Annotated in this window: 23 protein-coding genes; 17 read left to right on the forward strand and 6 right to left on the reverse strand. The window is 66.7% G+C overall.

The window, feature by feature from the left end; translation table 11 throughout:
• Positions 1–97 precede the first annotated feature (97 nt).
• The 3 genes from ACFWO8_RS22135 (at position 98) to ACFWO8_RS22145 (ending at position 2,350) form a co-directional block, all read left to right on the forward strand.
• On the forward strand, positions 98–673 hold the full coding sequence (locus ACFWO8_RS22135; RefSeq protein WP_378954284.1) for an IS607 family transposase: 576 nt from the start codon (positions 98–100) through the stop codon (positions 671–673).
• On the forward strand, positions 670–1,998 hold the full coding sequence (tnpB, locus tag ACFWO8_RS22140; RefSeq protein ID WP_378954152.1) for an IS607 family element RNA-guided endonuclease TnpB: 1,329 nt from the start codon (positions 670–672) through the stop codon (positions 1,996–1,998). The genes ACFWO8_RS22135 and tnpB overlap by 4 nt, the downstream gene beginning before the upstream one ends.
• Positions 1,999–2,182: 184 nt before the next feature.
• Positions 2,183–2,350, forward strand: coding sequence for a hypothetical protein (locus tag ACFWO8_RS22145; protein ID WP_378954156.1), 168 nt, complete (start codon positions 2,183–2,185; stop codon positions 2,348–2,350).
• Between the two features lie 20 nt (positions 2,351–2,370).
• On the opposite strand, the gene ACFWO8_RS22150 is transcribed toward ACFWO8_RS22145, so the two are convergent.
• A complete protein-coding gene (locus ACFWO8_RS22150; RefSeq protein WP_378954160.1) occupies positions 2,371–2,919 on the reverse strand; it encodes a hypothetical protein in 549 nt (182 codons plus the stop codon).
• Between the two features lie 211 nt (positions 2,920–3,130).
• Here ACFWO8_RS22150 and ACFWO8_RS22155 point away from each other — a divergent pair, with 211 nt between their 5' ends.
• A complete protein-coding gene (locus ACFWO8_RS22155) occupies positions 3,131–4,453 on the forward strand; it encodes an FHA domain-containing protein (RefSeq protein WP_378954164.1) in 1,323 nt (440 codons plus the stop codon).
• Between the two features lie 175 nt (positions 4,454–4,628).
• Here the strand turns inward: ACFWO8_RS22155 and ACFWO8_RS22160 are convergent, their stop codons facing one another.
• Entirely contained in the window at positions 4,629–6,074 is a 1,446-nt protein-coding gene (locus ACFWO8_RS22160) for a metallopeptidase (RefSeq protein ID WP_378954166.1), read from the reverse strand.
• Positions 6,075–6,181: 107 nt separating this feature from the next.
• On the opposite strand from ACFWO8_RS22160, the gene ACFWO8_RS22165 reads away from it, so the two are divergent.
• The 6 genes from ACFWO8_RS22165 to ACFWO8_RS22190 all read left to right on the forward strand — a co-directional run bounded on the left by ACFWO8_RS22165 (position 6,182) and on the right by ACFWO8_RS22190 (position 13,311).
• Complete coding sequence (locus ACFWO8_RS22165) at positions 6,182–8,698, forward strand: ATP-binding cassette domain-containing protein (RefSeq protein ID WP_378954171.1); 2,517 nt, start codon at positions 6,182–6,184, stop codon at positions 8,696–8,698.
• 70 nt (positions 8,699–8,768) lie between these two features.
• Entirely contained in the window at positions 8,769–10,121 is a 1,353-nt protein-coding gene (locus tag ACFWO8_RS22170; RefSeq protein ID WP_378954176.1) for a hypothetical protein, read from the forward strand.
• 225 nt (positions 10,122–10,346) lie between these two features.
• Complete coding sequence (rplM, locus tag ACFWO8_RS22175) at positions 10,347–10,790, forward strand: 50S ribosomal protein L13 (protein WP_194825954.1); 444 nt, start codon at positions 10,347–10,349, stop codon at positions 10,788–10,790.
• Entirely contained in the window at positions 10,787–11,311 is a 525-nt protein-coding gene (gene rpsI, locus ACFWO8_RS22180; protein ID WP_378954182.1) for a 30S ribosomal protein S9, read from the forward strand. Before rplM ends, rpsI begins: the two co-directional genes overlap by 4 nt.
• Positions 11,312–11,478: 167 nt before the next feature.
• A complete protein-coding gene (glmM, locus tag ACFWO8_RS22185; protein WP_378954186.1) occupies positions 11,479–12,816 on the forward strand; it encodes a phosphoglucosamine mutase in 1,338 nt (445 codons plus the stop codon).
• Positions 12,817–12,948: 132 nt separating this feature from the next.
• Positions 12,949–13,311, forward strand: a complete 363-nt coding sequence (locus ACFWO8_RS22190) for a hypothetical protein (RefSeq protein ID WP_378954191.1) — start codon at positions 12,949–12,951, stop codon at positions 13,309–13,311.
• Here the strand turns inward: ACFWO8_RS22190 and ACFWO8_RS22195 are convergent.
• The gene (locus ACFWO8_RS22195; protein WP_378954194.1) at positions 13,308–13,733 is read right to left on the reverse strand and encodes a hypothetical protein; all 426 of its coding nucleotides are present in this window, start codon (positions 13,731–13,733) and stop codon (positions 13,308–13,310) included. The two genes, ACFWO8_RS22190 and ACFWO8_RS22195, sit on opposite strands and share 4 nt — an antisense overlap.
• Before the next feature lie 3 nt (positions 13,734–13,736).
• On the reverse strand, positions 13,737–15,377 hold the full coding sequence (locus tag ACFWO8_RS22200; RefSeq protein WP_378954198.1) for an ABC-F family ATP-binding cassette domain-containing protein: 1,641 nt from the start codon (positions 15,375–15,377) through the stop codon (positions 13,737–13,739).
• A gap of 144 nt (positions 15,378–15,521) precedes the next feature.
• Here ACFWO8_RS22200 and ACFWO8_RS22205 point away from each other — a divergent pair, with 144 nt between their 5' ends.
• The 5 genes from ACFWO8_RS22205 to ACFWO8_RS22225 all read left to right on the forward strand — a co-directional run bounded on the left by ACFWO8_RS22205 (position 15,522) and on the right by ACFWO8_RS22225 (position 18,567).
• Positions 15,522–15,713: a PspC domain-containing protein gene (locus tag ACFWO8_RS22205; protein ID WP_378954202.1), complete on the forward strand. Its 192-nt coding sequence runs from the start codon at positions 15,522–15,524 to the stop codon at positions 15,711–15,713.
• A 92-nt stretch (positions 15,714–15,805) separates the two neighbouring features.
• Positions 15,806–16,114 (forward strand): DUF6802 family protein, encoded by a 309-nt coding sequence (locus tag ACFWO8_RS22210; protein ID WP_378954206.1) that lies wholly within the window; start codon positions 15,806–15,808, stop codon positions 16,112–16,114.
• 130 nt (positions 16,115–16,244) lie between these two features.
• Positions 16,245–16,559: a hypothetical protein gene (locus tag ACFWO8_RS22215; RefSeq protein WP_378954210.1), complete on the forward strand. Its 315-nt coding sequence runs from the start codon at positions 16,245–16,247 to the stop codon at positions 16,557–16,559.
• 48 nt (positions 16,560–16,607) lie between these two features.
• Complete coding sequence (locus tag ACFWO8_RS22220) at positions 16,608–18,200, forward strand: hypothetical protein (protein WP_378954216.1); 1,593 nt, start codon at positions 16,608–16,610, stop codon at positions 18,198–18,200.
• 25 nt (positions 18,201–18,225) lie between these two features.
• Positions 18,226–18,567: a hypothetical protein gene (locus ACFWO8_RS22225; RefSeq protein ID WP_378954221.1), complete on the forward strand. Its 342-nt coding sequence runs from the start codon at positions 18,226–18,228 to the stop codon at positions 18,565–18,567.
• 91 nt (positions 18,568–18,658) lie between these two features.
• Here ACFWO8_RS22225 and ACFWO8_RS22230 read toward each other — a convergent pair whose 3' ends face one another.
• Positions 18,659–19,513, reverse strand: coding sequence for a dienelactone hydrolase family protein (locus tag ACFWO8_RS22230; RefSeq protein WP_378954226.1), 855 nt, complete (start codon positions 19,511–19,513; stop codon positions 18,659–18,661).
• Between the two features lie 36 nt (positions 19,514–19,549).
• On the opposite strand from ACFWO8_RS22230, the gene glmS reads away from it, so the two are divergent.
• The gene (gene glmS, locus ACFWO8_RS22235) at positions 19,550–21,430 is read left to right on the forward strand and encodes a glutamine--fructose-6-phosphate transaminase (isomerizing) (protein ID WP_378954231.1); all 1,881 of its coding nucleotides are present in this window, start codon (positions 19,550–19,552) and stop codon (positions 21,428–21,430) included.
• A gap of 35 nt (positions 21,431–21,465) precedes the next feature.
• Here glmS and ACFWO8_RS22240 read toward each other — a convergent pair whose 3' ends face one another.
• Positions 21,466–21,888, reverse strand: coding sequence for a cupredoxin family copper-binding protein (locus ACFWO8_RS22240; protein WP_378954235.1), 423 nt, complete (start codon positions 21,886–21,888; stop codon positions 21,466–21,468).
• 70 nt (positions 21,889–21,958) lie between these two features.
• On the opposite strand from ACFWO8_RS22240, the gene ACFWO8_RS22245 reads away from it, so the two are divergent.
• Positions 21,959–23,410, forward strand: coding sequence for a bifunctional ADP-dependent NAD(P)H-hydrate dehydratase/NAD(P)H-hydrate epimerase (locus ACFWO8_RS22245; protein WP_378954238.1), 1,452 nt, complete (start codon positions 21,959–21,961; stop codon positions 23,408–23,410).
• Positions 23,411–23,553 lie beyond the last annotated feature (143 nt).

A 23,553-nucleotide genomic window follows, 5' to 3' on the forward strand; every position in this document is an offset into this window, starting at 1 on the left:
AGGAGTGGGGCTGAGCGAACTCACAAGCTGGCCAGCAGGGTTCGATGCTGTAGGTCAATATGTGTCGTTCTATGTTCTTCTATGTAAAAATGACGACATGAAATTGCGGGCATGGGCGGAGGTGCAAGGCATCTCCTATCGGACAGCGTTGAAATGGTTCCACGCTGGCACGTTGCCGGTTCCTGCCCGTCAACTGCCGACCGGGACGATCCTGGTCGAGCCGCCGCAAGCCTCGACCGGGCTGACGGTCGCGTACTGCCGCGTGCCGAGCAGTGACCAGACCGAAGACCTCGAACGACAGGTCGGCCGGGTGGCGGTCGAGTGTTCGCAGCGAGGGCTCGTCCTGGATCGTGTTGTCTCAGAAATCGGTTCGGGACTGAACGGGCACCGCCCCAAGCTGGCGAAGCTGCTGGCCGACCCGACCGTCGAAACAATCGTGGTCGAGCACCGCGAACGGCTCGCACGATTCGGGGTCGAGTACGTCGAGCAAGCCCTGGCTGCGTCCGGGCGCACTCTCGTCGTCCTCGACGAGGCCGAACTGCCCGACGACCTGGTACAGGACATGGTTGACGTGCTCACGTCCATGTGTGCCAGGCTATATGGCCGCAGGTCCGCCCGACGCCGAGCCGAGGCGGCGATCGCCGCGACCGAAGCCCACCGGGATACTGAGTGATCCGGGCGTATCTGTTCGCGCTGGACCCCACGGCCGAGCAGCAACATCAGTTTCGTTCGCACTGCGGGGCACAGCGGTACACCTACAACTGGGCGCTTGCGCAGGTGAAAGCGAACTGGAACCAGCGCAAGGCCGAGGAGTCCTACGGGATCGCCGACGCGGACCGCACGCCGTGGATCAACACCTCCGCGTACAGCCTGCGCAAAGCCTGGAACCAGGCGAAGGGCGAGGTTGCGCCGTGGTGGGCGGAGAACAGCAAGGAGGCCTACGCCTCCGGCTGCGCGAACTTGTCGACCGCGCTCGGCAACCGCCGCGACGGTCGCGCTCGGATGCCGCGGTTCAAGTCGAAACACGCCCGCCAGTCGTGCCGGTTCACCACCGGAGCGTTCGGGATCGGCCGCGACCGTCGACATGTGAAGCTGCCGCGGATCGGTGAGATCCGCACGCACGAGTCGACCCGCAAGCTCTCCCGAAGGATCGAGACCGGTACCGCCCGGATCATGTCGGCGACGCTCTCGCACCAGCGGGGGCGCTGGCACATCTCGTTTTCGGTCGAGCTGCCCGACACCGATGCTGCCCCGCGTGGCGGGCAACGGGTGGTTGGTGTCGACCTCGGCATCTCGGCGCTCGCAACCTTGTCGACCGGCGAGAAGATCGCCAACCCTCGCCACCTCGACAAGGCGCAGCAGGCGCTGCGGCGGGCGCAGCGAGTCACAGCCCGCCGGCAGGGGCCGGACAGGCGCACAGGGCAAACACCGTCGAATCGATGGGGCAAGGCACAGGCGTGGGTCACCCGGCTGCACGCCCGTGTCGGGAACCAACGTCGGGACAGCCTGCACAAGATCACCACGCGACTGGTGCGCGACTTCGATGTCATCGGAATCGAGGACTTGCACGTCGCTGGCATGGTGCGTAACCGTCGTCTCGCACGGCACATTACGGACGCCGGGTGGGCCGAGTTCCGGCGCCAACTGACCTACAAGGCGGACGCTGCGGGTGTCGGTGTTGTCGTCGCGGACCGATGGTTCGCTTCCAGCAAGACCTGTTCCGGGTGTGGCACAGCGAAAGCCAAGCTGGCTCTCTCCGAACGGATGTACGCCTGCACGGCGTGTGGCCTGGTGCTCGACCGGGACCACAACGCCGCGCAGAACCTCGCCGCCCTCGCTGGCGGAACCCCCGGAGAGTTGCTTCGGGAGCAGCCCGCTGGAACTCATGTCAGACCTGGCTCCGCGCCGGGCAGTGAGACTGCCACGGGAAGGCCGCGAAGCGGCCAAGGCCATGTTCGCAAGAGCATGGATCACGAGACAGAATTACTCGTTTCGTGAACGGCGTACTGGGCGGTGATCTTCTTCTCTTCTGGCGGACCTCGGGTCACCGTCGGCGCTGTGACCATCGCCAGGTAGCGCTTGTAGGCGACGTAGCAGCGGTAGACGTAGTCGTTTGTTGTCGTTGTCGTTGTCTCAGGCAGGTCGCGGTGGGAACGACGGCTGGGGCGGTGATTGGGTCGTAATGGCCAGCCGAATCGATGAGCCCCCGCATGCGGGATTGGCCGACGAACTGGTCGCCTACCAGGGTGACGGCGCCGCCGTCGACGACCGCGTGGGCTTCGACTCCTGTTGCGTGGACCAGATTTTGGCGCGCGGTGAGGTCGGCTGCCTTGTTGACGAGGTGTTGTGAGGGGGTAGGAGGTGAAGGAGTTAGGCGTCGGGGTATTCGGCGGAGGCGAGTTTGCGGTTTTCGGGGGAGACGGCCAGGTCGACGTCCTCGAGTTCGCGCGCGGCGAGCGTCGCGGCGGCCGCGGTGGGGAACCGGAACAGGGCGGTGGTCAGGGCCGTGGCGTCGGGGCCGGGGCGGGTTTCGCCGTCGGGATCGGCTTTATCGGCGCCGAGCGCGACGTAGCCGGTGATGAATTCGCGGTTCTCCAGAACAGGTTTGGAGACATTGGCGACGAAATCCAGCGCGCGTTCGACATCGGGAACGACAACACCGCCTCGTCCGTGTGACAGCGAAGGATCGATCCCCACCGCGGGCACTACCGCAGCCGACATCCGCGCACCCTCGACGAGCGCGCCCTTGTTGCCCGCGGTGTCGGGGTAGGTGTGCCGGTCGGTGGCGAAGGTGCCGGTCTCCAGACCACGCACATCGGGCTCACCGGCGACCGGTGTGCCGCTGACCGCACAGCCGGTGAGGGTGATCAGGGCGCCACCCAAGGCGAGCGCGATGCGAATTTTGGTCGAATCGATCATCACAAGCCCCTTGATGTCCTCCCGCGATATGCGTCCCTTCGCCATCGCTGCGGCTATGCGCAAGAGGGGTGAGGAACGCTTCGCGGCTGCGCCCACTAGGTATGAAGTTACCGGACCGAACCCGCCCAGGGGGACCGATGTGGGGTGCTTGCCATACTCTGGATGACATGGCGACCCCCCTGCTGCGCAGTTCCGGTAGAGGCCGATACCTGTGAGGGATCGGCAGGTCGAAGTGGTGCTCGGAAGTCACGCTGTCGCGCGGGTCGCGGGCGCGGTGATCGTGGTCGCCCATCGGGGGCAGGGCAAGATCACGCCCGGTGATACCGCGGCGATCGCGCTGGAATCGCTGGCGGAGTTGGTGCGTGACGCGCACGAGCAAGCGCCGTCGGGGCCGGGTTCGGTGGTGGCGCGTGAGGCAACCCGATGGCTCATGAAGTACGCCGAGCAGATCTCGCCGGGTGTGCCGATCGATTTCGGGGTGCTCTCGGCCGCGGACAACGGTGGCGTGGCGATCTTCCTGCACGGTTCGGTGACTGCTGTCCTCACCGACGATCGGGGCCCGGAGTACTACCGCGGTAGCGACGCGGCGTTCACCGTCGACCGGGTGGCCTCGGAGCCGGCGAAGGCGGTCGCGCTGTTCGTCGACGATGCCAAGGGGCGCATCCCGGATCTGCCGCCGGAACGCGGAATCGGTTGGCTCGTCGAGGGAATCGCGCAGGCGGGCGGGGCCGTGATGTGGTCCAACGATGTGCGCAGCCGGGTGCGGACCGCGGAACCGGCGGGTCAGACCCGGAGGCCACCACCGCCTACCGCGCGCATCGACCGGGAACCACGTGCGCCGCAACCGGATTCACGACCTGTCGAGCAGCCGGCGACCGGAATGCAACCGGCTACGTCGATGCTGGACGCTGTCACCGGCACCGCGTACGGCACCGTCGACACACCTGTCGTCGACCCGCACACCGCCGAAACCCGGCACTCCGGAACCAATCCCGCGCCCGATCCCGATCCCGACCTGCAGCGCAGGCTGGAAGCCACGGCCAAGTCGACGGTGCTGGCGGTGCGGGTGATGGGATTCAAGTGCGCGCGTGCGCATCCCAGCGATCCCCGCTCGGCGTTCTGCACGGTGTGCGGCATGCCGGTCGACCAGACCCAAGCGCTCGCCGAGGTGGTTCGCCCACCGCTGGGCATGCTCGTGCTCGACGACGGCATGACCTACCTGATGGCCGCCGACGCGGTGATCGGGCGTGACCCGGAGAACTCCGACGCGGCCCTGCGCGGACTCATCCCGCTGCGCATCGACGACACCTCCGGTGGCATGTCACGCGCGCATGCCGAAGTGCACCTGGTGAATTGGGATGTGCAGCTCATCGATCGCGGTTCCACCAACGGAACTCGCAGCAGGCACCCCGGCTACCGCGACTGGATCCGCCTCACGCCGAATCAGCCGATGGTGCTCGTCCCCGGCACAGAAGTCATGATCGGCAACCGGGTGCTGCGCTACGAACCGGCCGCCCCACCCCCCTTCGGCTGACACCTACCGCATTCCCAACCCCGTACGACCCGACCTCGAGGAGGGTCCGCCGCGAAGCGGCGTAGCGGCCCGGCCGCGAGTTAGCCGCCGTTGCGTCCGCGGCGCAGCCGCCAGCAACGGTGGCTAACTCGCGGCCCCAGGGGGCCGCGCTCGAGCGCGCCAGCGCTCCAATAACTCAGCTATACCTGGACAGGCAGGTGGTTTCGCCGTTGAGGACGCCCGCGCGGAAGGCGTCGACGCGGGAGAATCCGCTTGGCACCGTTTTGCCTTCGGTGTCGCTGGCGGCCAGTCCGTCGGTGAGCAGGCCCGAGACCGCTTCGTCGAGGTCGCCCGCGGACAGCTGGATGTCGCCCTGGCTCACCGGACGGCCGGGCAGGGCGAGTCTCCCGGTGACGACCCCGGACAGGCAGGCCGCGCGCAGACCGGTCTTCGCGCCGGTCAGCTGCTGGCCGTGGCTGCGCTGCACAGCCAGGGTATAGCGGGAGATGAACACGACGTAGCCGTTGTAGTCGCCGCTGACCTTCACCGGCAGCGGGCCGTCGTCGTCGGTGTCGGTGGCGCCGCGGTCGGCAAGGCCCGCGACGTCGGTGGCGATGGTGTTCTTGGCGGGGCAGTAGGTGACCGGGTCGGTGATCGTGCCGTCCTCGCAGTCGATGCGCGAGCCCGCGTAGTCGTAGGTCGGTGCCTCTTCCACCGGCAGGATCGCCTGCAGCGCCTTGCTCAGCTCGACCAGGTTTTCCTTGGAGACGGGGTATTCGCCGCGACCGCTGTCGCCGGAGAAACTCTGCGGGAGGTTGCCGCGGCGCGAGTCGATCTCGTCCTCGTCGATGCCCTTGCAGCCGCGCGGTCCGTCGGTGAACCCGATCTGCACGGCGGTGACCCGTTCGAAGGCCGAGCCGTGCACGCTCTCCGGGTCGTCGGGATCGGAGTCGCGAATCGAAACAGTCGCGGCCAGTACGGAATTCAGGCCGTCGGAGGTGTTGATCGTGAAGTGCTTCGACTTGTCTTCGGCGACGTGTCGCATGAACGCGCCCGCGAAGCAGTCGGCCTGCTGTTCCTTCACCAGGACCGGCGTCTTCTTGGTGACCATCTTGGCCATGGTCTGGATGGCGTGGCCGTATTCGTGGGCGAGCACCATCACCACCGACATCGGGCCGAAGGTCTCGCTCATGGTGGGCAGCAGCATCTCGCGGTCCCAGCCGATGGAGTTGTCGCTGCGGCAGTAGGCGGCATTGACCAGGTGATAGGTGGTTTCGGAGCAGAATTCGATCGCCTGGCTGCGGGCAGCGCGCGCGTTCCAGGAGATCAGCTTCTCGACCGGGTCGAACGTCTCACCGGGAAACTCGGTGCCGAAGCCGGCCTGCCAGTAGGCCTGGATGTCGTCGATCGCGTTGAGCGCCAACTGGTCCACGTCGCCGTCGTCACCATTTTCCGCGGTGAGGGTCGAATCGGCGATGCCGGTTCGCGGGCCGTTCGGCCCACCGGTGGTTGGCAATCCCGCCACCTGGAACGGGTCGTCGTAGACGGAGACTCCGTGCCCGTCGACCGCCCGTGTGCAGCCGACACCCATCAGCGCGCATAGCACGACAGAAATCGCAATGAACACTTGGGCTTTCGGCATCAGTCCCCCTGGTCGGCCGGATACACGTGCAGGTCGATCGCCGGATCGGGCTCCAAGCCGTCTCGGGGGCACCGCCGATGTCCGGGCGATGGCATAGTATCCGCTCCATGTCTTCACCGGGGGCGCAGACCATCACCGTGCGCCATGATGGAACCGAACGAGTCTTCGAAGCGAGTCAGCAGATCACCATGGGCCGCGCGCCCGAGGTCACCCTGTTCGTGGACAGCCCGCTGGTCTCGCGTGTGCACGCCACTCTACGATTCAGCAACGGCGCCTGGGTACTCGCCGACAACGGCAGTACGAACGGCGTCTTCGTCGACGCGCGCAGGCTGAACCAGCCCGTATCGATCGACCGGCCCACCCAGGTACGCCTGGGTGACGCCATTACCGGCCCGCTGCTACACCTGGTCCCCGCGGCGCCTGGGGCGCGCCACGCGGCGACCATGGTCGCGCCGCCTTCGCAGCCGCAGCAGCCCCACCAGCCACAGTCACGTCCGCAGCAGCAGCGACCCGGTTTTCAGCCGCCTTCGCGCCCGCAACCACCGCAACCGCAATACGTGCCGACCTCGCAGCTGCCCGCGCAGCCGCAGGACAACATCAACATGACCCGCCGCGCCGATTCGTCGATGCTGCCGCCGGTCCGCAAGGCCGCCTCGACCGAACCGGTCGCGCGGGGTGACCGCATTCCGCCCGGTGGCCTGAGCATCGGCCGCACCTCCGACAACCAGATCGTGGTGAACGATCCGCTGGCCTCGCGCGCGCACGCGAAGCTGCTTTCCTCGCCAGAGGGCCTGGTGATCGAGGACCTCGGGTCGGCCAACGGCACCTTCGTCAACGGTCACCGCCAGCAGCGCTCGGTGCTGCGCGAGCGCGACATCGTCACCATCGGCAATATCGACTTCGTCGTCACCCAGGGCGCGCTGGCGCATCGGCAGAAGCCGGTCGCTGAGCAGGGTCTGTCGGTGCACGGGGTCGGGTTCACGGTCGAGAACAACAAGCAACTGCTCGTCGATGTGAACATGACGGCGGGTCGTGGGACGCTGACCGCGCTGATCGGACCGTCGGGCGCGGGCAAGTCGACGCTGTCGAAGCTGATCGCGGGCAATACCCAGCCCTCCGGCGGTGTGGTGACCTTCGAGGGCCGCAACCTGCACGCCGAGTACGAGGCGCTGCGTTCGCGCATCGGCATGGTGCCGCAGGACGACGTGCTGCACCGTCAGCTCACCGTTCGCCAGGCACTCGGCTTCGCCGCCGAGCTGCGGTTGCCGCCGGATACCACCAAGGCCGACCGGCAGCAGGTGATCGACGGTGTGCTGCAAGAACTTTCGCTCACCCAGCATGCCGACACCAGGGTCGACCGGCTCTCCGGTGGTCAGCGTAAGCGCGCGTCGGTGGCGATGGAGCTGCTCACCGGTCCGTCGCTGCTGATCCTCGACGAGCCGACCTCGGGCCTCGACCCGGCGCTGGATCGACAGGTCATGCAGATGCTGCGCGAGCTGGCCGACGCCGGCCGCGTGGTGATCGTGGTGACGCACTCGGTCGCCTGCCTCGATATGTGTGACCAGGTAGTGCTGCTGGCGCCCGGTGGTAAGACGGCGTTCGCCGGACATCCGGGTGGGGTCGGTGCGGCGATGGGGACCAGCGACTGGGCGGAGATCTTCGCCGAGGTCGCGGCCAACCCCGACCAGGCCTTCGCGAAGTATCGATCCAGGCAGGCGCATGTGCCGCCACCACCGCCCGCGCAACCGAACCGCGGCAATGTGGGTGCGCCGCCGCAGTCGAACGGGATGCGTCAGTTCTCGACGCTGATGCGCAGACAGCTGCGGCTGATCTTCGCCGACCGCGGATACCTGGCGTTCCTGGTGGTGCTGCCGTTCATCCTCGGCGCGTTGTCGCTGGTGGTGCCGGGTAGTGACGGGTTCACCGAGGCGCCTTTGATGCAGATGCCCGATGGTTCGTTCGGGCGGGCCAGCGGCGGTGAGGCACAGCAGCTGCTGGTGGTGCTCATCCTCGGCGCGTGCTTCATGGGTGCCACGCTCACGGTGCGTGACCTGGTCGGCGAACGGTCGATCTTCCTGCGGGAGCGCGCCGTCGGCCTGCTGCCATCGGCGTACCTGATGGCCAAGATCGTCGTGTTCAGCGTGACCGCGTTCCTGCAGTCGGCGGTGCTGATCGGCATCACGTTCATCGGCAAGAAGGCGCCGGGCCAGGGTTCGCTGATCCCGAGCGGCAGCGTCGAGCTGTATTTCGACATCGCGATGACGGCCGTGTGCTGTGTGGTGTTCGGCCTGCTGATGTCGAGCCTGGCCAAGTCCAACGAGCAGGTCATGCCGATGCTCGTGGTGATGATCATGGTGCAGCTGGTGATGGCAGGCGGCCTGATCCCGGTCACCGACCGGGTCGGCCTCGAGCAGGTGTCGTACCTGTTCCCCTCGCGCTGGGGTTACGCGGCGGGTGCGTCGACGGTGAACTTGAAGGAGCTGGTCCTCGGCACCCAGGATGACTCACTATGGACCCACTCGATCGGGATCTGGATTCTCGACATCGTGATGCTCATCGTGATCACCTCGATCATCGCGCTGTTCACCTGGAGCCGCCTACGGCTGAAGAAGGCACAGGCATGATCGGCCAGGTCAAACCCATTTCGGTGGGCAAGATGCGCGTGTCTGTCGCCGACCGGGCACACTTGATCCTGTGACCGTTCGAGTTGGGGCCCTACATCTGGGGTGGGACGTGGTGTCCGTGGCCGCGGGTGGCGGTGCGAGCCCGGTCCGCCCGGTACAGGTCGAGGGCACCTACACCCCGCCCGCCTACCTGCTCGCCGATGCCGCGGGCAGGCTGCACACCGCCGGTGTCGACCGGCAGCGACCGGATCTGGGGATGGCGATCGCCGATGTGCGCGACATCCTCGGCCATCCGCAGATCGTGATCGCCGGCGCCACCTGGCCCGCCGAGCTCGTCTTCCGGGCCCGGCTCTACAACCCCCTGGCCGCGATCGGCAAGCATCTGCAGGGCAAGCCGCAGGTGGTCGCGTTGCCGTATCCGGACAGCTGGCCCGAGGACAAGGTCGACGTGTACGCGGCGCTCGTCGAGCAGCTCGACGTGATCGTCGAACCACTCCCGGAAAGCGTCGCGCTCTCGGGCTATGTGCGCGCGCTCGGCCTGGTGTCCCCGCCCAGCGAGCGGCATCGCGACGGCGTCGGCGCCACCGGGATCTACTCCGACGGCCGCTCGCTGCTGGTGGTCGCGGTGCACGGCGACGACGAACAGCCGACCGAATCGACGGAGGTCGCGGTCGGTGCCGAGGCGCTGCGCGATGCCCGCACGGCCGACAACGTGGTGATCGAGGCGATGGCCGCGGCCCGCTCGATCGGCGCCGACACCTCGACGGTGCTGCTGGCGGGCAATGTCTGCTTCAACGACGCCCTGCGCTTCGCCTTCCAGAACCACCTCGGCCAGCGTCTGCACGTGGCCGACCATCCGATGCACGCGCTCGTACTCGGTGCCGCGCATCTGCTCGTCACCGAGCCCGACCCCGACGAAGACGACGACGACTACCCGGAGCCGAACCATCCCGGCCAGGCGGTCGCCGCGCAGGTCGGCTGGGGTGCGCAACCCACGGCACCGCCCGCCGCGCAGCCGCCGGGCCCCGCTGGGTTCGTCGCCGGTCCGCCCGGTGCGCAGCCGCCGAGGCCCGCGGGTCCGACCGGTGGTGCGCCGCGGCACGCGCTCGATGATGACGACGATGACGACCGCCGCGGCAAACTGCTCGGCAAGGTGAAGAAGGGCTTCTTCGGCGCACCGGCCGTGGTCGGCGCGCTGGCGCTGGTGGCGTTCCAGCCGGATCCCGCCGTTGCCTCGGCCGCCGAAACGGTGAGCTGCGCGTTCACCCCGTACACGAACACGGTCCCGCGCGATGGCATCGCCACCGCGCGCGGCTTGGTCGTCGACGACGGCACCTGCGTCACCCCCGGCATCGACACTTTGCGCTACCTGATTCCCGGTCCCGCGCGTGCGACCGACCCGGGTCCGCCGGTAGTGATCTAGCGTCGCCGGTGGCGTTGCTTCGCCGATGGGGGTCGAGGCCGGCGGTCGGCATCGCCCGATTGTGGGTCGGTGATGCGTCGCTGGTATCGTTGCCGGTTGGCGTGTGGAACGTCGAACCGTTCGCGGATCGGCGTCACCTCGATGTCCTGGGTCTCCACCGGCCGCCAGGACAGCCTCGATCCACACATCAGGGCCGGCAACACCGACGACAGACAGGGAACGACTGTGCCTACGTACAGCCCCAAGGCGGGTGACGTCACCCGCAAGTGGTACGTCATCGACGCCACTGACGTAGTCCTCGGCCGTCTCGCCGTGCAGGCCGCTGGCCTGCTGCGCGGCAAGGGCAAGCCGACCTACGCACCCCACGTCGATGGTGGCGACTTCGTCATCATCATCAACGCGGAAAAGGTTGCCATCTCCGGCAACAAGAAGCAGGACAAGCTCATCCACCACCACAGCGGACACCCGGGCGGCCTCAAGTCGCGCACTGTCGGCGAGGTGTTGGCGACCCGTCCCGATCGTCTCGTGGAGAAGGCCGTCAAGGGCATGATCCCGAAGAACAAGCTGGGTAACGCGATCGCGGGCAAGCTGAAGGTCTACGCAGGCCCGAACCACCCCCACGCCGCGCAGCAGCCGGTTCCGTTCGAGATCAAGCAGGTGGCCCAGTGACCGCTCCTGAAGAGTTCGCAGCCGAAGAGTTCGACGCGACCGATGAGGTCGTCGTCGAGATCGTCGAAGATGGCGAAGCCTACGACGACGCCGAGTACGTCGAAGAAGAGCTGGCCTTCGAGCCGCTCGGCCTCGACCGCCCGGTGCAGACCGTCGGCCGCCGCAAGGAAGCCGTTGTTCGCGTTCGCATGGTGCCCGGTTCGGGCAACTTCGAGCTCAACGGCCGCACCATCGAGGATTACTTCCCGAACAAGGTGCACCAGCAGCTCGTGAAGTCCCCGCTGGTTCTGGTCGAGCGTGTCGAGAACTTCGACATCTTCGCTCGCCTGGTCGGTGGCGGCCCGTCGGGTCAGGCAGGCGCCCTGCGTCTGGCTATCGCCCGCGCGCTGATCGTGGTCACCCCGGACGACCGTCCCGCCCTCAAGCGTGCCGGCTTCCTGACGCGTGACCCGCGTGCCACCGAGCGTAAGAAGTACGGCCTGAAGAAGGCCCGTAAGGCGCCTCAGTACTCGAAGCGCTGATTTACGCACTGTCGACTTTCGGCTTTCGCATACGCTAGGTATGCTCCCCGCGCGAGTGGGGATGAGCCGGGTCGGCGGAGCACATATGCGAGAGCAGGCTTCCAGCACGGCTGGTCGCCTGCTCTCGTGCTGTATGCGGGGGACCTACTACCGGTATAGAGGTTTTTATGGGACGGCTGTTCGGCACAGACGGTGTTCGTGGACTCGCCAACGAGTCGCTGAGCCCGGAACTGGCGATGCGCGTCGCCGCCGCGGCAGCGCAGGTGCTCTCGCGCGGCAAGCGGCGCCCGGTCGCGGTGCTCGGTCGCGATCCCCGCGCCAGCGGCGAGATGCTCGAGGCCGCGGTAACCGCGGGCCTGACCTCCGTCGGTGTCGATGTCCTCTCCGTCGGCGTGCTGCCCACCCCGGCCGTCGCCTATCTCACCGGCCTGTACGACGCGTGCTTCGGCGTGATGATCTCCGCCTCGCACAACCCCATGCCCGACAACGGCATCAAGATCTTCGCGGCGGGCGGGCACAAGCTCGACGACACCATCGAGGCGCGGATCGAAGCCCTGATCGCCGAAGGCGTCACCGTGCGCCCGACCGGCGCGGGCATCGGCCGGGTACGTGGCGACTACACCGTCGAGGGCACCCACGAACGCTATGTCGAGCATCTGCTCGAATCCACCGGGCAGGACCTGTCCGCGCTGACCGTCGTTGTCGACTGCGCGCACGGTGCGGCCGCGGAGGTGGCGCCGCAGGTGTACCGGGAGGCAGGCGCGACGGTGATCGCGATCAACGCCGAACCCAACGGGCTCAACATCAATGATGGTTGCGGCTCGACGCATCTGGACAATGTGCGGCGCGCGGTCCTCGAACACGGTGCCGACCTCGGCATCGCGCTCGACGGTGACGCCGATCGTTGCCTCGCGGTGGACGCCGCGGGCGAGGTCGTCGACGGTGACGCGATCATGGCCGTGCTCGCGCTGGCGATGCGCGACGCGGGCGAGCTGGTCGACAACACACTGGTCGCGACCGTGATGAGCAACCTCGGCCTGCACATCGCGATGCGCGCCGCCGAGATCACCGTGATCACCGCCGCTGTCGGCGACCGGTACGTGCTCGAGGAACTGCGGCGCGGTGGGTTCAGTCTGGGTGGGGAACAGTCCGGGCATGTGGTGTTCCCGCGGTTCGGCACCACCGGTGACGGAGTGCTCACCGGCCTGCGGTTGATGGCTCGGATGGCGCAGACCAAGGCCTCGCTGGCCTCGCTCGCCTCGGTGATGACCACGGTGCCGCAGGTGCTGATCAATGTCGCGGTGTCCGACAAGAGCGCGGTCGCTGTTGCCCCCGAGGTGCTGGAGGCCGTTGCGGAGGCGGAGCGGATCCTGGGGGAGACCGGGCGGGTTCTGTTGCGGCCCAGTGGGACCGAGCAGTTGGTGCGGGTGATGGTGGAGGCCACCGATCCGGGGCAGGCGCGTCAGCTGGCCGATGATCTGGCCAAGCGGGTCGCCGCGGTCTAGTCGCCTGGCGGGTCGGGTCGGGTACAACTAGTATCGAGATACGCCGTAAGGACCTGTGTGCCCGTGGTGCGTGTGTGCTGCTCGGCGCAGGCGGTTACTTTGGCGCGCAGCACGATTCGAAGGGGGCCGATCATGGTTCCGCCGCTGCCTGCCCGTAACTATCAAGATCAGTACCCGTACGAGTACGGCGAAGCCGACCAGCCGCACCGCTGTGGTGGGGCCTGTGGACGACCGGGCTGCCGCGAAGTGCCGCAAGGGTATTCGCACACCGTGCCGATCCGCGACGAAGGCTACGGCCAGTCCGCTTACGAGCCGGTCGCCGAGGCGCCACGCACACGCCCGTTCGCGGCGTCACGGGTGCCGCGCTCGCGTTCGTTCATCGCGGTGGTCGCCGTGCTCGGTGTCACCCTCGGTGCCGGACTGATCGGGGCCAAGCTCGGCTCCGATATCGCACTGTTCGGTGCTGCCGAACCTGGTGTGGTGCAGTCGCTTTAGAACTGTCCGGCGACGAAACCGCTGAACAGCACTCCGAAGCCACCGATCTCGCCCGCGATCAGCCCGTACATCGACAGCCGTAGTCCGGCGGGGATCTGCCCGTCGAACTGGTTGGTGGTGTCACGGCGCAGCCCGTGCAGGACGTAACTGGCGATCGCGCCGATGAAGAACGCGAGCACGACCAGGTCGGCGGTCAGGTTGACGATCGTCGGCCAGGCGCTGAGCTCGGTGAACACCGCGAGCAGGATCCCCGCGAAGGAGTACATCAGCGCGGCGCGGTGGGCGATGTCGACATAGATGTGTGCCGCCCCGTCGACCCGGATGCCGTGGTATTTCCAGACCCCGAGCAACAGGGCGCTCAGGAAGATGAATCCGGTGATGAGCAGGGTGATCCGGGTGTCGATGCCTAATACGTAGTCCATGCCTTATTCCTCGGTGAGTAGCCCACTGGACATGTGCCAACGACGGGTCGCCCGAACAGAATCCAGCATCCGGCGATCGTGCGTCACCAGAATCAAAGTGCCGGTGAAGGATTCGACCGCCTGCTCGAGCTGTTCGATGGCGGGCAGGTCGAGGTGGTTGGTCGGCTCGTCGAGGACGAGCAGGTTCACCCCGCGTGCCTGCAGCAGGGCCAGCGCCGCGCGGGTGCGCTCGCCGGGGGACAGGGTGTCGCAGGCGCGGGTCACGTGCGGTCCGCGCAGGCCGAACTTGGCCAGCAGCGTGCGGACGTCGGCGTCGGGCCAGTCGGGCATCGCCGCGGCGAAGGTGTCGGCCAGCGCGCCGGCACCGCGGAACAGCCCGCGGGCCTGATCGACCTCGCCGATCTCGACACCGGAACCCAGTGCGGCGGAACCGGAATCGGGTGCGATCTTGCCGAGCAGCAAGCCGAGCAGGGTCGACTTGCCCGAGCCGTTGGCGCCGGTGAGCACGATCCGGTCGGCCCAGTCGATCTGGGTGGTGATCGGGCCGAGGGTGAACTCGCCGCGGGCGAGGGTGGCGTTGTTGGCTGTCGCGACCACCGCGCCGCTGCGGGGCGCGGTCGCGATCTCCATCCGCAGTTCCCATTCCTTGCGCGGCTCGTCGACCACGTCGAGGCGTTCGATGCGGCGCTGGGTCTGGCGGGCCTTGGCGGCCTGTTTCTCGGTGGATTCCGCGCGGGTCTTGCGGCCCATCTTGTCGGAGTCGTTCTTGCCCTTGCGGCGGGCATTGCGCACGCCGTGCTCGAGCCAGTTGCGCTGCATCTGCGCGCGCGACTCCAAACCCGCTTTGGTGTCGGCGAATTCGTCGTAGGCCTCGCGGGCGTGCTTGCGGGCGATCTCGCGTTCGGCGAGGTAGGCGTCGTAGCCGCCGTCGTAGAAGCCTGTCTGCTGCTGAGCCAGATCGAGTTCGAGGACGCTGTTGACGGTGCGCGCCAAGAACTCTCGATCATGGCTGATCACCATGAGCGGTACCCGCACGCCGGTGACGAACCGTTCCAGCCGGTCGAGGCCGTCGAGGTCGAGGTCGTTGGTCGGCTCGTCTAGCAGCAGAATGTCGAAGCGCGACAACAACACCGAGGCCAACCCTGCACGTGCCGCCTGACCGCCGGACAGGCCCGTCATCGGGGTGTCGAGCCCGCTGGCCAAGCCGTCGGTCAGCCCCAGATCCGCGGCTACCTCTTCGGCGCGCTGATCGAGATCCGCGCCGCCCAAGGCCAGCCAATGTTCCAGCGCGGGCGAGTAATCGTCGTCCCCACCATCGCCGAGGCGTTCCGCCGCCGCATCCATCACCTGCTGGGCGTGCGCGACTCCGGTGCGGCGCGAAAGGAACTCGAGCACCGTCTCGCCCTCGATGCGCTCCGGTTCCTGTGTCAGATAGCCGACGGTCGCGTCGGGCGGGCTCAGCGCGATGGTGCCCTCGCCCGGCTCGCGCTCGGCCAGCATCCGCAGCAGCGTCGACTTGCCCGCACCGTTCACCCCGACCAGCCCGATCACATCGCCGGGGGCGAGAGTGAAATCGAGGTCGGCGAACAGGGTCCGTTCGGCGTGCCCCGCGGACAGGCCGCTGGCGTGCAATGTCGTGCTCACCTCGACAATTGTGCCCGTCTCGGGGTCAGACCCTGAGGTCGGGGCCTGTCGAAATCAGGGTGCGGATGGGTCTGTGGACCGATGCGGGTGGGGGTGCTCCGCGGGCACAGTGGAGACATCACCGCTCCACAGGAAGGCAACATCATGACCGCCCCCGCCCGCCGCCTCACCCGTTCGACCAGCAACAAGTGGATCGCAGGCGTCTGCGGTGGCCTCGCCGAACGCTACGGCTGGAACCCCAACATCGTTCGCCTGGTCTTCGTCGTCTCCTGCCTGCTGCCCGGCCCCCAGTTCCTGATCTACCTGGCGATGTGGATCCTCATCCCCAACAAGTAGCCCCGAACCCCGCGGCACCCGCTCGCGGATGACAAGATGGTGGGCAACCCCGCCACGTCGTCATCCGCGAGCTTTCCGTTGGAGGAGCAGTCATGGTCACCTCGGGTGAGTTCCCCGGCCTCGGCCTACCCGACATCGACGCCCACTCATCCCTGGGCGGCCTCGGCCCCGTCGAACTGAACAACCCATCCCTCGACCTCGACCACGACGGCGTCGTCGACTCCCTCTCCACCGGCGACACCGACTCGACCAGCATCTGGTCCGACTACGACCACGACGGTCTGGCCGACCACGTCACCGTCGTCGAGGAAGACGGCGACTACGCCGCCTGGGAGTACCACCGCCATCCTGACGGCACGTCGGAGTGGCGGCGAACCGATCAGGGGAACCTGGAGAAGTAGCGCACGAGGGTGCCGCTGTGATCGAATCCGAGCACAGCGGCACTTGTCGTGTGATCGTGGAACCGATCCGGGTCGTGGCGCGTCTAAGGGAGTAGTGCGCCTGCCGGCGCGTGACCAGAAGGAGGGGGAAGTGGGCGATTCAGTTACGGTCGATCCGACGGCTCTACGTAAGGCGGGGTCGAACTTGAAGGCGTCGGCGGCTGACATCGGGACGTGCTCTGCCGATGTCAAAGGCTGGTCCTTCACCGCCGCGCAAGCCGGTCGCGACTACGGTGCCGAGGGGGCCAAGGTCGGGGGCGTGATCGGCAAGGTCGAGACCTGGTTGAAGAACTGGCAGACCGCGGTCGACAAGACGGGCGCTCAGTTCGGTACCAGTGCGGATACTTATGCGACGGTCGACGATGCCAACGTCAAGAAGATAACTGCTGCTGGGGTGAACCTTTGATGCGCGCGATCGTGGCGATACATTCGACCGTGGTATATGGGGGCGTTCATGGCTGACTCTCCGAGCTGGCCGAGTATTCCTACCGGTGGCAGCGCAGACGAGATGCTCAACCTTGGAGCGGAAGGTTTGCAGTATTTCGTCGAATACCTACCTCGCTATGGAAAAGCGTCAGAGGTCACGAAAGCTTCGGCAAGGCCAGAGCTGCTGGCTGCGGCAAATGGGAATTTCGACTCGATCTACGCGAAATACGACACTGAACGTGGCATGGATATCGCGGCAATCGACCGGATGTCTGCGGCTTTGTCCAAGGTAATGGCCAAATTGCCTGGTGAGATCGACGAACAGCGGCGGCAACTCGCTGCGTTGCCTTCGATATGGCAGGGGCAGGCGGGTGACTCCGCATCCAATATGCTGAATGCGCAGATTGTCCGTGCGGAACAAGATCGCATCGAAGCCGCGACGATATCGCTGGAGCTCAGCTATGTTTCGACTGCGCTGCGCACTGCTGTGCGGCACAAAGCAGTTACGGTCCAGAGCTTTTGGTCTCCCAACACGCCTGACATACCGCAGCAGAACAGCAGTGGGATGAGCCGCACTGCGATCGATGCTTACATCCAAGAGGTTACGTACGACCTTGATACTACTTCTGATGCAAGCAAGAAGGCTAAGCAGTGGTTGATCGATATCTTCATCCCTCACGTCCACGCAACTTACGACAAATTCATTCAGCTTTGTAAAGAAGTCGACACTGAGATTCGTCGGGTATACGGCGTGCTTGTCGAGGCCCTGAACGGACTCGATACCGCCGCGTATCCCATGCCGCAGGATTCCAGCAAGCCACAAACACCCGTGACGACACAGCAGCCCCAGACACAAGACACGTCGACTGGCGGCACACCATCGACAACAGAGGACCCGTCGACCCAGCCGGCAACCACCGAGGACCCGTCGACCACCAAGGACGACGACGATGACGACGATGACGATGACGATGACGACGACATCACCGACACGATAAGCGAAATCACCGATACGGTCAGCGAGGTGATGACAGGCCTCACCTCGCTCGTGTCATCGGTCAGCCAACTCGAATCGCTCTTCACAACTACGGCGGAGACGATCAGTACCGGCCTCACTTCGCTCAACACCTCGATCCAAGAAGGCTTCGCGTCGATTTCGAGCCAGCTGAACGGGTTGATGTCCGGTGGCGCGACGTTCGATCTGAACGGGACGCAGGTCAGCGTCGGGACAGATGAGAACGGCCAACTGACAGTGAGCACCACCGACTCCGCCGGAAACTCACACGAGTACGGCATGGCGCTTGATGCCAACGGCATACCGGTGATCAGCGATGATCAGTCCAGCGGCGAAATCGGTTCGGGGACACCGGAGACCGGTACCGACCAGGGGCCGACCGGTCTCGAAAATGCTGACGAGGGGACGTCTTCGGGTGCGACGCCCAATCCGACCGGTTCTCTGAACGCCAAAGGCTATGCCGCCGAGAACATGCCGGGGGCAGGCTCGACGCCGAGTGCGGACAATGAGCCCGATGGCGAACATTGGGCGGAACAGTATCCGGTGAGCCAGCAACCCGATCCGGGTGACACCGGTGCGGTCTTGGCCGAGGCAGGACCGCTGTGAATCAACGAGTTTATGGGGTTTCGTCATGAGTCGATCGCGGATCGAGGAAGGCGCTTACGAGTTCCTTCGCCGGGTGCAGGTTCTGGACTACGAGTACGACGAGATGCGCAACAGCCTCGCCGTTCACAACAACGGTCACGAGATCCTCGCCGAGATTCAAGCTGTCAGGGAGCGCGAGGCTGCCGAAGCCGAAGAGCGGGAGCGGCTCGAGGCGGCGGAACGCGAGCGTCAGGAAGCCGAGGCCAGAGAACAACGCGAGGCCATCGCACGGTCGATCGCCGCCAGGCGGGCCAATGACCGCGCCGCTCCACTGGATGACGACGATCCCGAAGGGGACTACTACCGCCGTAACAGCTGGTTGGTCTGAGTCCGCAGCACGGCACCGCCACGGCTGACCCTGATCCTGATCTACGTGGCGGTGCCGAACATCACCAACTGGTAGGGCGACGCCGGAGGATCTAACCCCGGATGAGTTTGGCGACCGTGCCGATCGACAACTTCGGCGCCTCGACCTCGACCTCGGCGTGCGGGTCGACCACGTTGGTGTGGGGGATCTCGGCTTCCGGGTCGGCGAAGATCGCGTACTTCTTGTCGGCGAGGAGTGTGGCGAGGAGGTAGCCGGTGACCAGGGCTTTGGTGGTCTTGTCGGTTTTGTGTTCGTAGCGGCCTGCGCCGAGGGCGGCGAAGAGGCGGCGGCCCTCGATGATGCCGTTGTGGGAGGCGCCGTTGATGGTGCGCAGGATCGATGGGCCGGACCAGGCGGTGGCGAGGGTGCGGGCGTTGGAGCTGACCGAGTCGAGGTCGTCGCCGGTCAGGATCAGGGCGGGGGTGTCGATGTCGGGGGCGATGTTCTCGGCGGCGGGGGAGGTGGGGGCGGGGAAGAGCGCCACTACGGCGGCTACCCGGCGTTGAGCTGCGGCGATCACGGCGGCGCCGGCTCCCATGCCGTGGCCGGCCAGGGCCAGGCGATCGGGGTGGACGCTGATGGTGCCGTCACCGAGACGGACTTTGCTGACGATGTCGAGCGTGGTGAGCAAGTCGGTGCCGAGGTCGAGATGTGACGGGATCGGGCCGCGTTCGGTGTCGGGGGCGGCGACCACGAAACCCCACGACGCGATGTGCTCGAGCAGGCTCTTGTAGTTCTCGGCGCTGGTCAGCCAGCCGTGCGCGAACGCGACAGCGGGCAGGTTCAGTCCGGACTCGGGCGTGTACACCACACCCGGCTGACCTGCGATCCCTAAATTCCCACGCAGCACCCGGTGAGGGCCGCGCACGGACAGGGTGCTCAGGAGCGATTTTGCAGACACCGACACGGCGAGAAGAGTATCCGATCAGTAGGGTGGTGGACCATGTGCGGAATCGTGGGGTACGTCGGATACCGGGATGCGCTCGGCGTTGTCGTCGACGCGCTGCGACGCATGGAGTATCGCGGATACGACTCGGCGGGGGTCGCGATCCTCGACGGGAACGGCGCTATCGCGGTCGAACGTAAGGCCGGGCGGCTGGCCAATCTGGAAGCCGAACTGGACGAGGCGGGGACCGAGCGGTTCGCCGGGTCGACCGGGATGGGGCACACCCGCTGGGCCACCCACGGCGCGCCGACCGACCGCAACGCGCACCCGCACGGTGACGTCTCCGGCAAGCTCGCCGTCGTCCACAACGGCATCATCGAGAACTTCGCGCCGCTGCGCCGCGAGCTAGAGGACGCGGGCGTTGAGCTGCTCAGCGACACCGATACCGAGGTCGCGGTGCACCTGGTTTCGCGCGCCTACGCCGCAGGACCCACCGCCGGTGACTTCACCGCGAGCGCGCTGGCCGTGCTGCGGCGCCTCGAGGGCGCGTTCACGCTGGTGTTCACCCATGCCGATCATCCCGGCACGATCGTCGCGGCCCGTCGGTCGACGCCGCTGGTCGTCGGTGTCGGCGAGGGCGAGATGTTCATCGCCTCCGATGTCACCGCGTTCATCGAGCACACCCGCGAGGCGGTCGAGCTCGGTCAGGACCAGGCTGTGGTGATCACCAAAGACGGCTACAGCGTCACCGACTTCGCGGGCAACACCGACGGCGTGGTCAGCCGGCCGTTCACCATCGACTGGGACCTCGCCGCCGCCGAGAAGGGCGGCCACGACTACTTCATGCTCAAGGAGATCGAGGAGCAGCCAACCGCCGTCGCCGACACCCTGCTCGGGCACTTCGTCGTCGACGAGAAGGGCGGCCGGATCGTCCTCGACGAACAGCGCCTCGCCGATCAGGAGCTGCGCGAGTTCGACAAGGTGTTCGTCGTCGCGTGTGGCAGTTCGTATCACTCGGGGTTGCTCGCCAAATACGCGATCGAGCACTGGACCCGGGTGCCCGTAGAGGTGGAGCTCGCCAGCGAATTCCGTTACCGCGACCCGGTTCTCGACCGGTCGACGCTGGTGGTGGCGATTTCGCAGTCCGGTGAAACCGCGGACACCCTCGAAGCGGTGCGCCACGCCAAGGAGCAGAAGGCGCGGGTGCTGGCGATCTGCAACACGAACGGCGCGCAGATCCCGCGTGAATCCGACGCGGTGATCTACACGCGGACCGGGCCCGAGATCGGTGTCGCGTCGACCAAGGCGTTCCTGGCGCAGGTGGCCGCCAATTATCTGGTGGGTCTGGCGCTGGCCCAGGCGCGCGGGACCAAGTACCCCGACGAGGTGGCTCGCGAGTTCGCCGAGCTCGAGTCGATGCCGAAGCTGATCGCCCGGGTGCTCGAGACCGCGCCGCAGGTGCGGGCCATCGCGCGCGAGCTGGCGCATGTGCCGACGGTGCTGTTCCTCGGTCGCCACGTGGGCTACCCGGTGGCACTGGAAGGTGCGCTCAAGCTCAAGGAACTGGCCTACATGCACGCCGAGGGGTTCGCCGCGGGCGAGCTCAAGCACGGCCCGATCGCGCTGATCGAAGAAGGTCTGCCGGTGATCGTGGTGATGCCGTCGCCGAAGGGGCGCGCGGTGCTGCATTCCAAGCTGCTCAGCAACATTCGCGAGATCCAGGCGCGCGGCGCCCGCACGATCGTGATCGCCGAAGAGGGCGACGACACGGTGCGCCCGTTCGCCGACGACCTGATCGAGATCCCGGCCGCGCCCACGCTGTACCAGCCGCTGCTTTCCACGGTGCCGCTGCAGATCTTCGCGGCCGAGGTGGCGCAGACGCTGGGCTACGACGTGGACAAGCCACGCAACCTGGCCAAGTCGGTCACCGTCGAATAAGGCCTGATGCCGGCCTCGTCGCGAGGCCGGCAGGTTCACTCGACCGTGATGCTGCCGCGCATGTCCGGGTGCAGAGTGCACATGTAGCGGTAGGTGCCGGGCTGGGTGAAGGTGTAGGACCATTCGCCCTTGTCGATGATGGGGCTGTTGAGACCCATCGCCTTGTCGCCGATGCCCTGCACGTTGTGCGGGACCTTGTCGGAGAACTTCCAGGTGACCGTCTCGCCGACCTTGATGGTGGCGTCGGCGGGGGCGTATTTCATATCGCCCACTTCGACCGTGAGGTTGGTCGGTGCGTGCTGTTGGGCGGTCGTGGTGCCGACCGGGCGGGGTTTGCGGGTTGTGGTGGTGGCGGCGTTTCCCGAGTCGCCGGAACAGCCGGCGGACAACAGGGCGGCGGCCACGACGAATCCGGCGACAAACCGGGCGGATGCGGCGCGGTGACGAACCATCGACATGGGTGTGGAGCGTAGTCTGCGAGCGATCCTGGGCCGGTCGGCGGCCCGTTCGGGCAGCTGGGAGGCGACTATGTCGGATCGGCGTGGCTACTACACCGTCGACGAGGTTCGGGCCGCGGAAGCCGAGCTGTTCACGCGGGTGCCTGCGGGAATGCCGATGCGGAGGGCGGCTTTCGGGCTGGCGGGGGTGGTTGTCGACGAATTGCGTTCGCGGACCGGTGGAGTGGTCGGGCGAGCGGTGGGGTTGCTTGTGGGGTCGGGGGATAACGGCGGGGATGCGTTGTGGGCGGGGGCCTTGCTGCGGCGGCGGGGGGTTCGAGTTTCGGCCGTTCTGTTGAATCCTGAACGGGCGCATGGGAAAGGGCTTGCTGCTTTGCGGGCGGCTGGGGGAAGGGTGGTTGATCGGCTCGATGCTGTTGATCTGGTGATCGATGGGATCGTGGGGATTTCCGGGCGTGGTCCGTTGCGGCCCGATGCTGCGGAAATTGTTGCTGCCGTGGAGGTTCCGATCATCTCGGCTGATCTGCCGAGTGGGGTCGATCCTGATACAGGGGCGGTGGACGGGGCCGCGGTGACGGCGGATGTGACGGTTGCGTTCGGTGCCTTCAAACCGGTGCACGCGTTGGGTGTGCCGCACTGTGGGCGAATTGTGTTGGTGCCGATCGGGTTACGGCTTCCGGAGGCTGGGTTGGTGCAGCTCGATCCGGGGGCGGTGGGGGCTGGTTGGCCGGTGCCGGGGCCCGCTGATGACAAATACAGTCAGGGGGTGACGGGGGTTTGTGCGGGGAGTTCGAAGTATCCGGGGGCGGGGGTGTTGTGTACGGGGGCGGCGGTGGCGGCCACTGCGGGGCTGGTTCGGTATGTGGGGACGGATACCGAGGTATTGGCGAAGTTTCCGGAAGTTGTTGCCAGTACTTCGATTTCGGAGACGGGTCGGGTGCAGGCTTGGGTGTTCGGGCCGGGCGGGGGTACCGATTCGGGTGCGCGGGATCGGTTGGCCGAGGTGCTTGCTACTGATCTGCCGGTGCTTGTCGATGCGGATGGGTTGACGATTCTTTCCGCCGAGCCGGGGCTGGTTCGCGGGCGCTCGGCTCCGACGGTGCTTACGCCGCATGCAGGGGAGTTCGCGCGGTTGACGGGTGCGGTGGCGGGGGCTGATCGGGTGGGGGCGGTGCGTCAGCTGGCTGATGAGTGGGGGGTGACTGTGTTGTTGAAGGGGCGGGCGACGGTTGTCGCTTCGCCGGGGGGCGTGACGTTTGTGAATGACGCGGGTGGGGATTGGGCTGCTACCGCGGGGTCGGGGGATGTGTTGTCGGGAGTTATCGGGGCGTTGCTTGCTGCGGGGCGGGAGGCGGGGTGGGCTGCTGCTGCGGGGGCTCGGGTGCATGCTTTGGCGGCTAACTTGGCTGCTTATGAGGGGTGGGAGGCGGGGGCTCCTATTTCTGCTACGCCATTGCTAGGGCATGTTCGGGGGGCTGTGCGGGTGTTGCGGGAGGTTGGTGGTGGATCTCGGGGTTGGTAGTCCCAGGACGGTTGTGTGGCAAAGCCACGGGGTTCGGTAGTCCCAGACGGTTTGACGCTGTGTTTATTGGCGCGCTGGCGCGCGCGTGTCCGCGGCCCCAAGGGGCCGCCGGTTAGCGCTCGAGACTAGAGCCTTCGGCTCAG

Origin of the sequence: Nocardia sp. NPDC058480, assembly GCF_042720495.1 — a bacterium.
In the GTDB taxonomy this organism is placed as follows: domain Bacteria; phylum Actinomycetota; class Actinomycetes; order Mycobacteriales; family Mycobacteriaceae; genus Nocardia.

Coding starts and splice junctions, on each gene's coding strand:
- ACFWO8_RS22245 (WP_378954238.1), top strand. CDS start 21,959: ATGTCGGATCGGCGTGGCTACTACACCGTCGACGAGGTTCGGGCCGCG.
- ACFWO8_RS22160 (WP_378954166.1), bottom strand. CDS start 6,074: ATGCCGAAAGCCCAAGTGTTCATTGCGATTTCTGTCGTGCTATGCGCG.
- ACFWO8_RS22190 (WP_378954191.1), top strand. CDS start 12,949: ATGGTTCCGCCGCTGCCTGCCCGTAACTATCAAGATCAGTACCCGTAC.
- ACFWO8_RS22135 (WP_378954284.1), top strand. CDS start 98: ATGAAATTGCGGGCATGGGCGGAGGTGCAAGGCATCTCCTATCGGACA.
- ACFWO8_RS22145 (WP_378954156.1), top strand. CDS start 2,183: ATGGCCAGCCGAATCGATGAGCCCCCGCATGCGGGATTGGCCGACGAA.
- ACFWO8_RS22195 (WP_378954194.1), bottom strand. CDS start 13,733: ATGGACTACGTATTAGGCATCGACACCCGGATCACCCTGCTCATCACC.
- glmM (WP_378954186.1), top strand. CDS start 11,479: ATGGGACGGCTGTTCGGCACAGACGGTGTTCGTGGACTCGCCAACGAG.
- ACFWO8_RS22220 (WP_378954216.1), top strand. CDS start 16,608: ATGGCTGACTCTCCGAGCTGGCCGAGTATTCCTACCGGTGGCAGCGCA.
- ACFWO8_RS22210 (WP_378954206.1), top strand. CDS start 15,806: ATGGTCACCTCGGGTGAGTTCCCCGGCCTCGGCCTACCCGACATCGAC.
- ACFWO8_RS22165 (WP_378954171.1), top strand. CDS start 6,182: ATGTCTTCACCGGGGGCGCAGACCATCACCGTGCGCCATGATGGAACC.
- ACFWO8_RS22205 (WP_378954202.1), top strand. CDS start 15,522: ATGACCGCCCCCGCCCGCCGCCTCACCCGTTCGACCAGCAACAAGTGG.
- ACFWO8_RS22225 (WP_378954221.1), top strand. CDS start 18,226: ATGAGTCGATCGCGGATCGAGGAAGGCGCTTACGAGTTCCTTCGCCGG.
- glmS (WP_378954231.1), top strand. CDS start 19,550: ATGTGCGGAATCGTGGGGTACGTCGGATACCGGGATGCGCTCGGCGTT.
- ACFWO8_RS22150 (WP_378954160.1), bottom strand. CDS start 2,919: ATGATCGATTCGACCAAAATTCGCATCGCGCTCGCCTTGGGTGGCGCC.
- ACFWO8_RS22240 (WP_378954235.1), bottom strand. CDS start 21,888: ATGTCGATGGTTCGTCACCGCGCCGCATCCGCCCGGTTTGTCGCCGGA.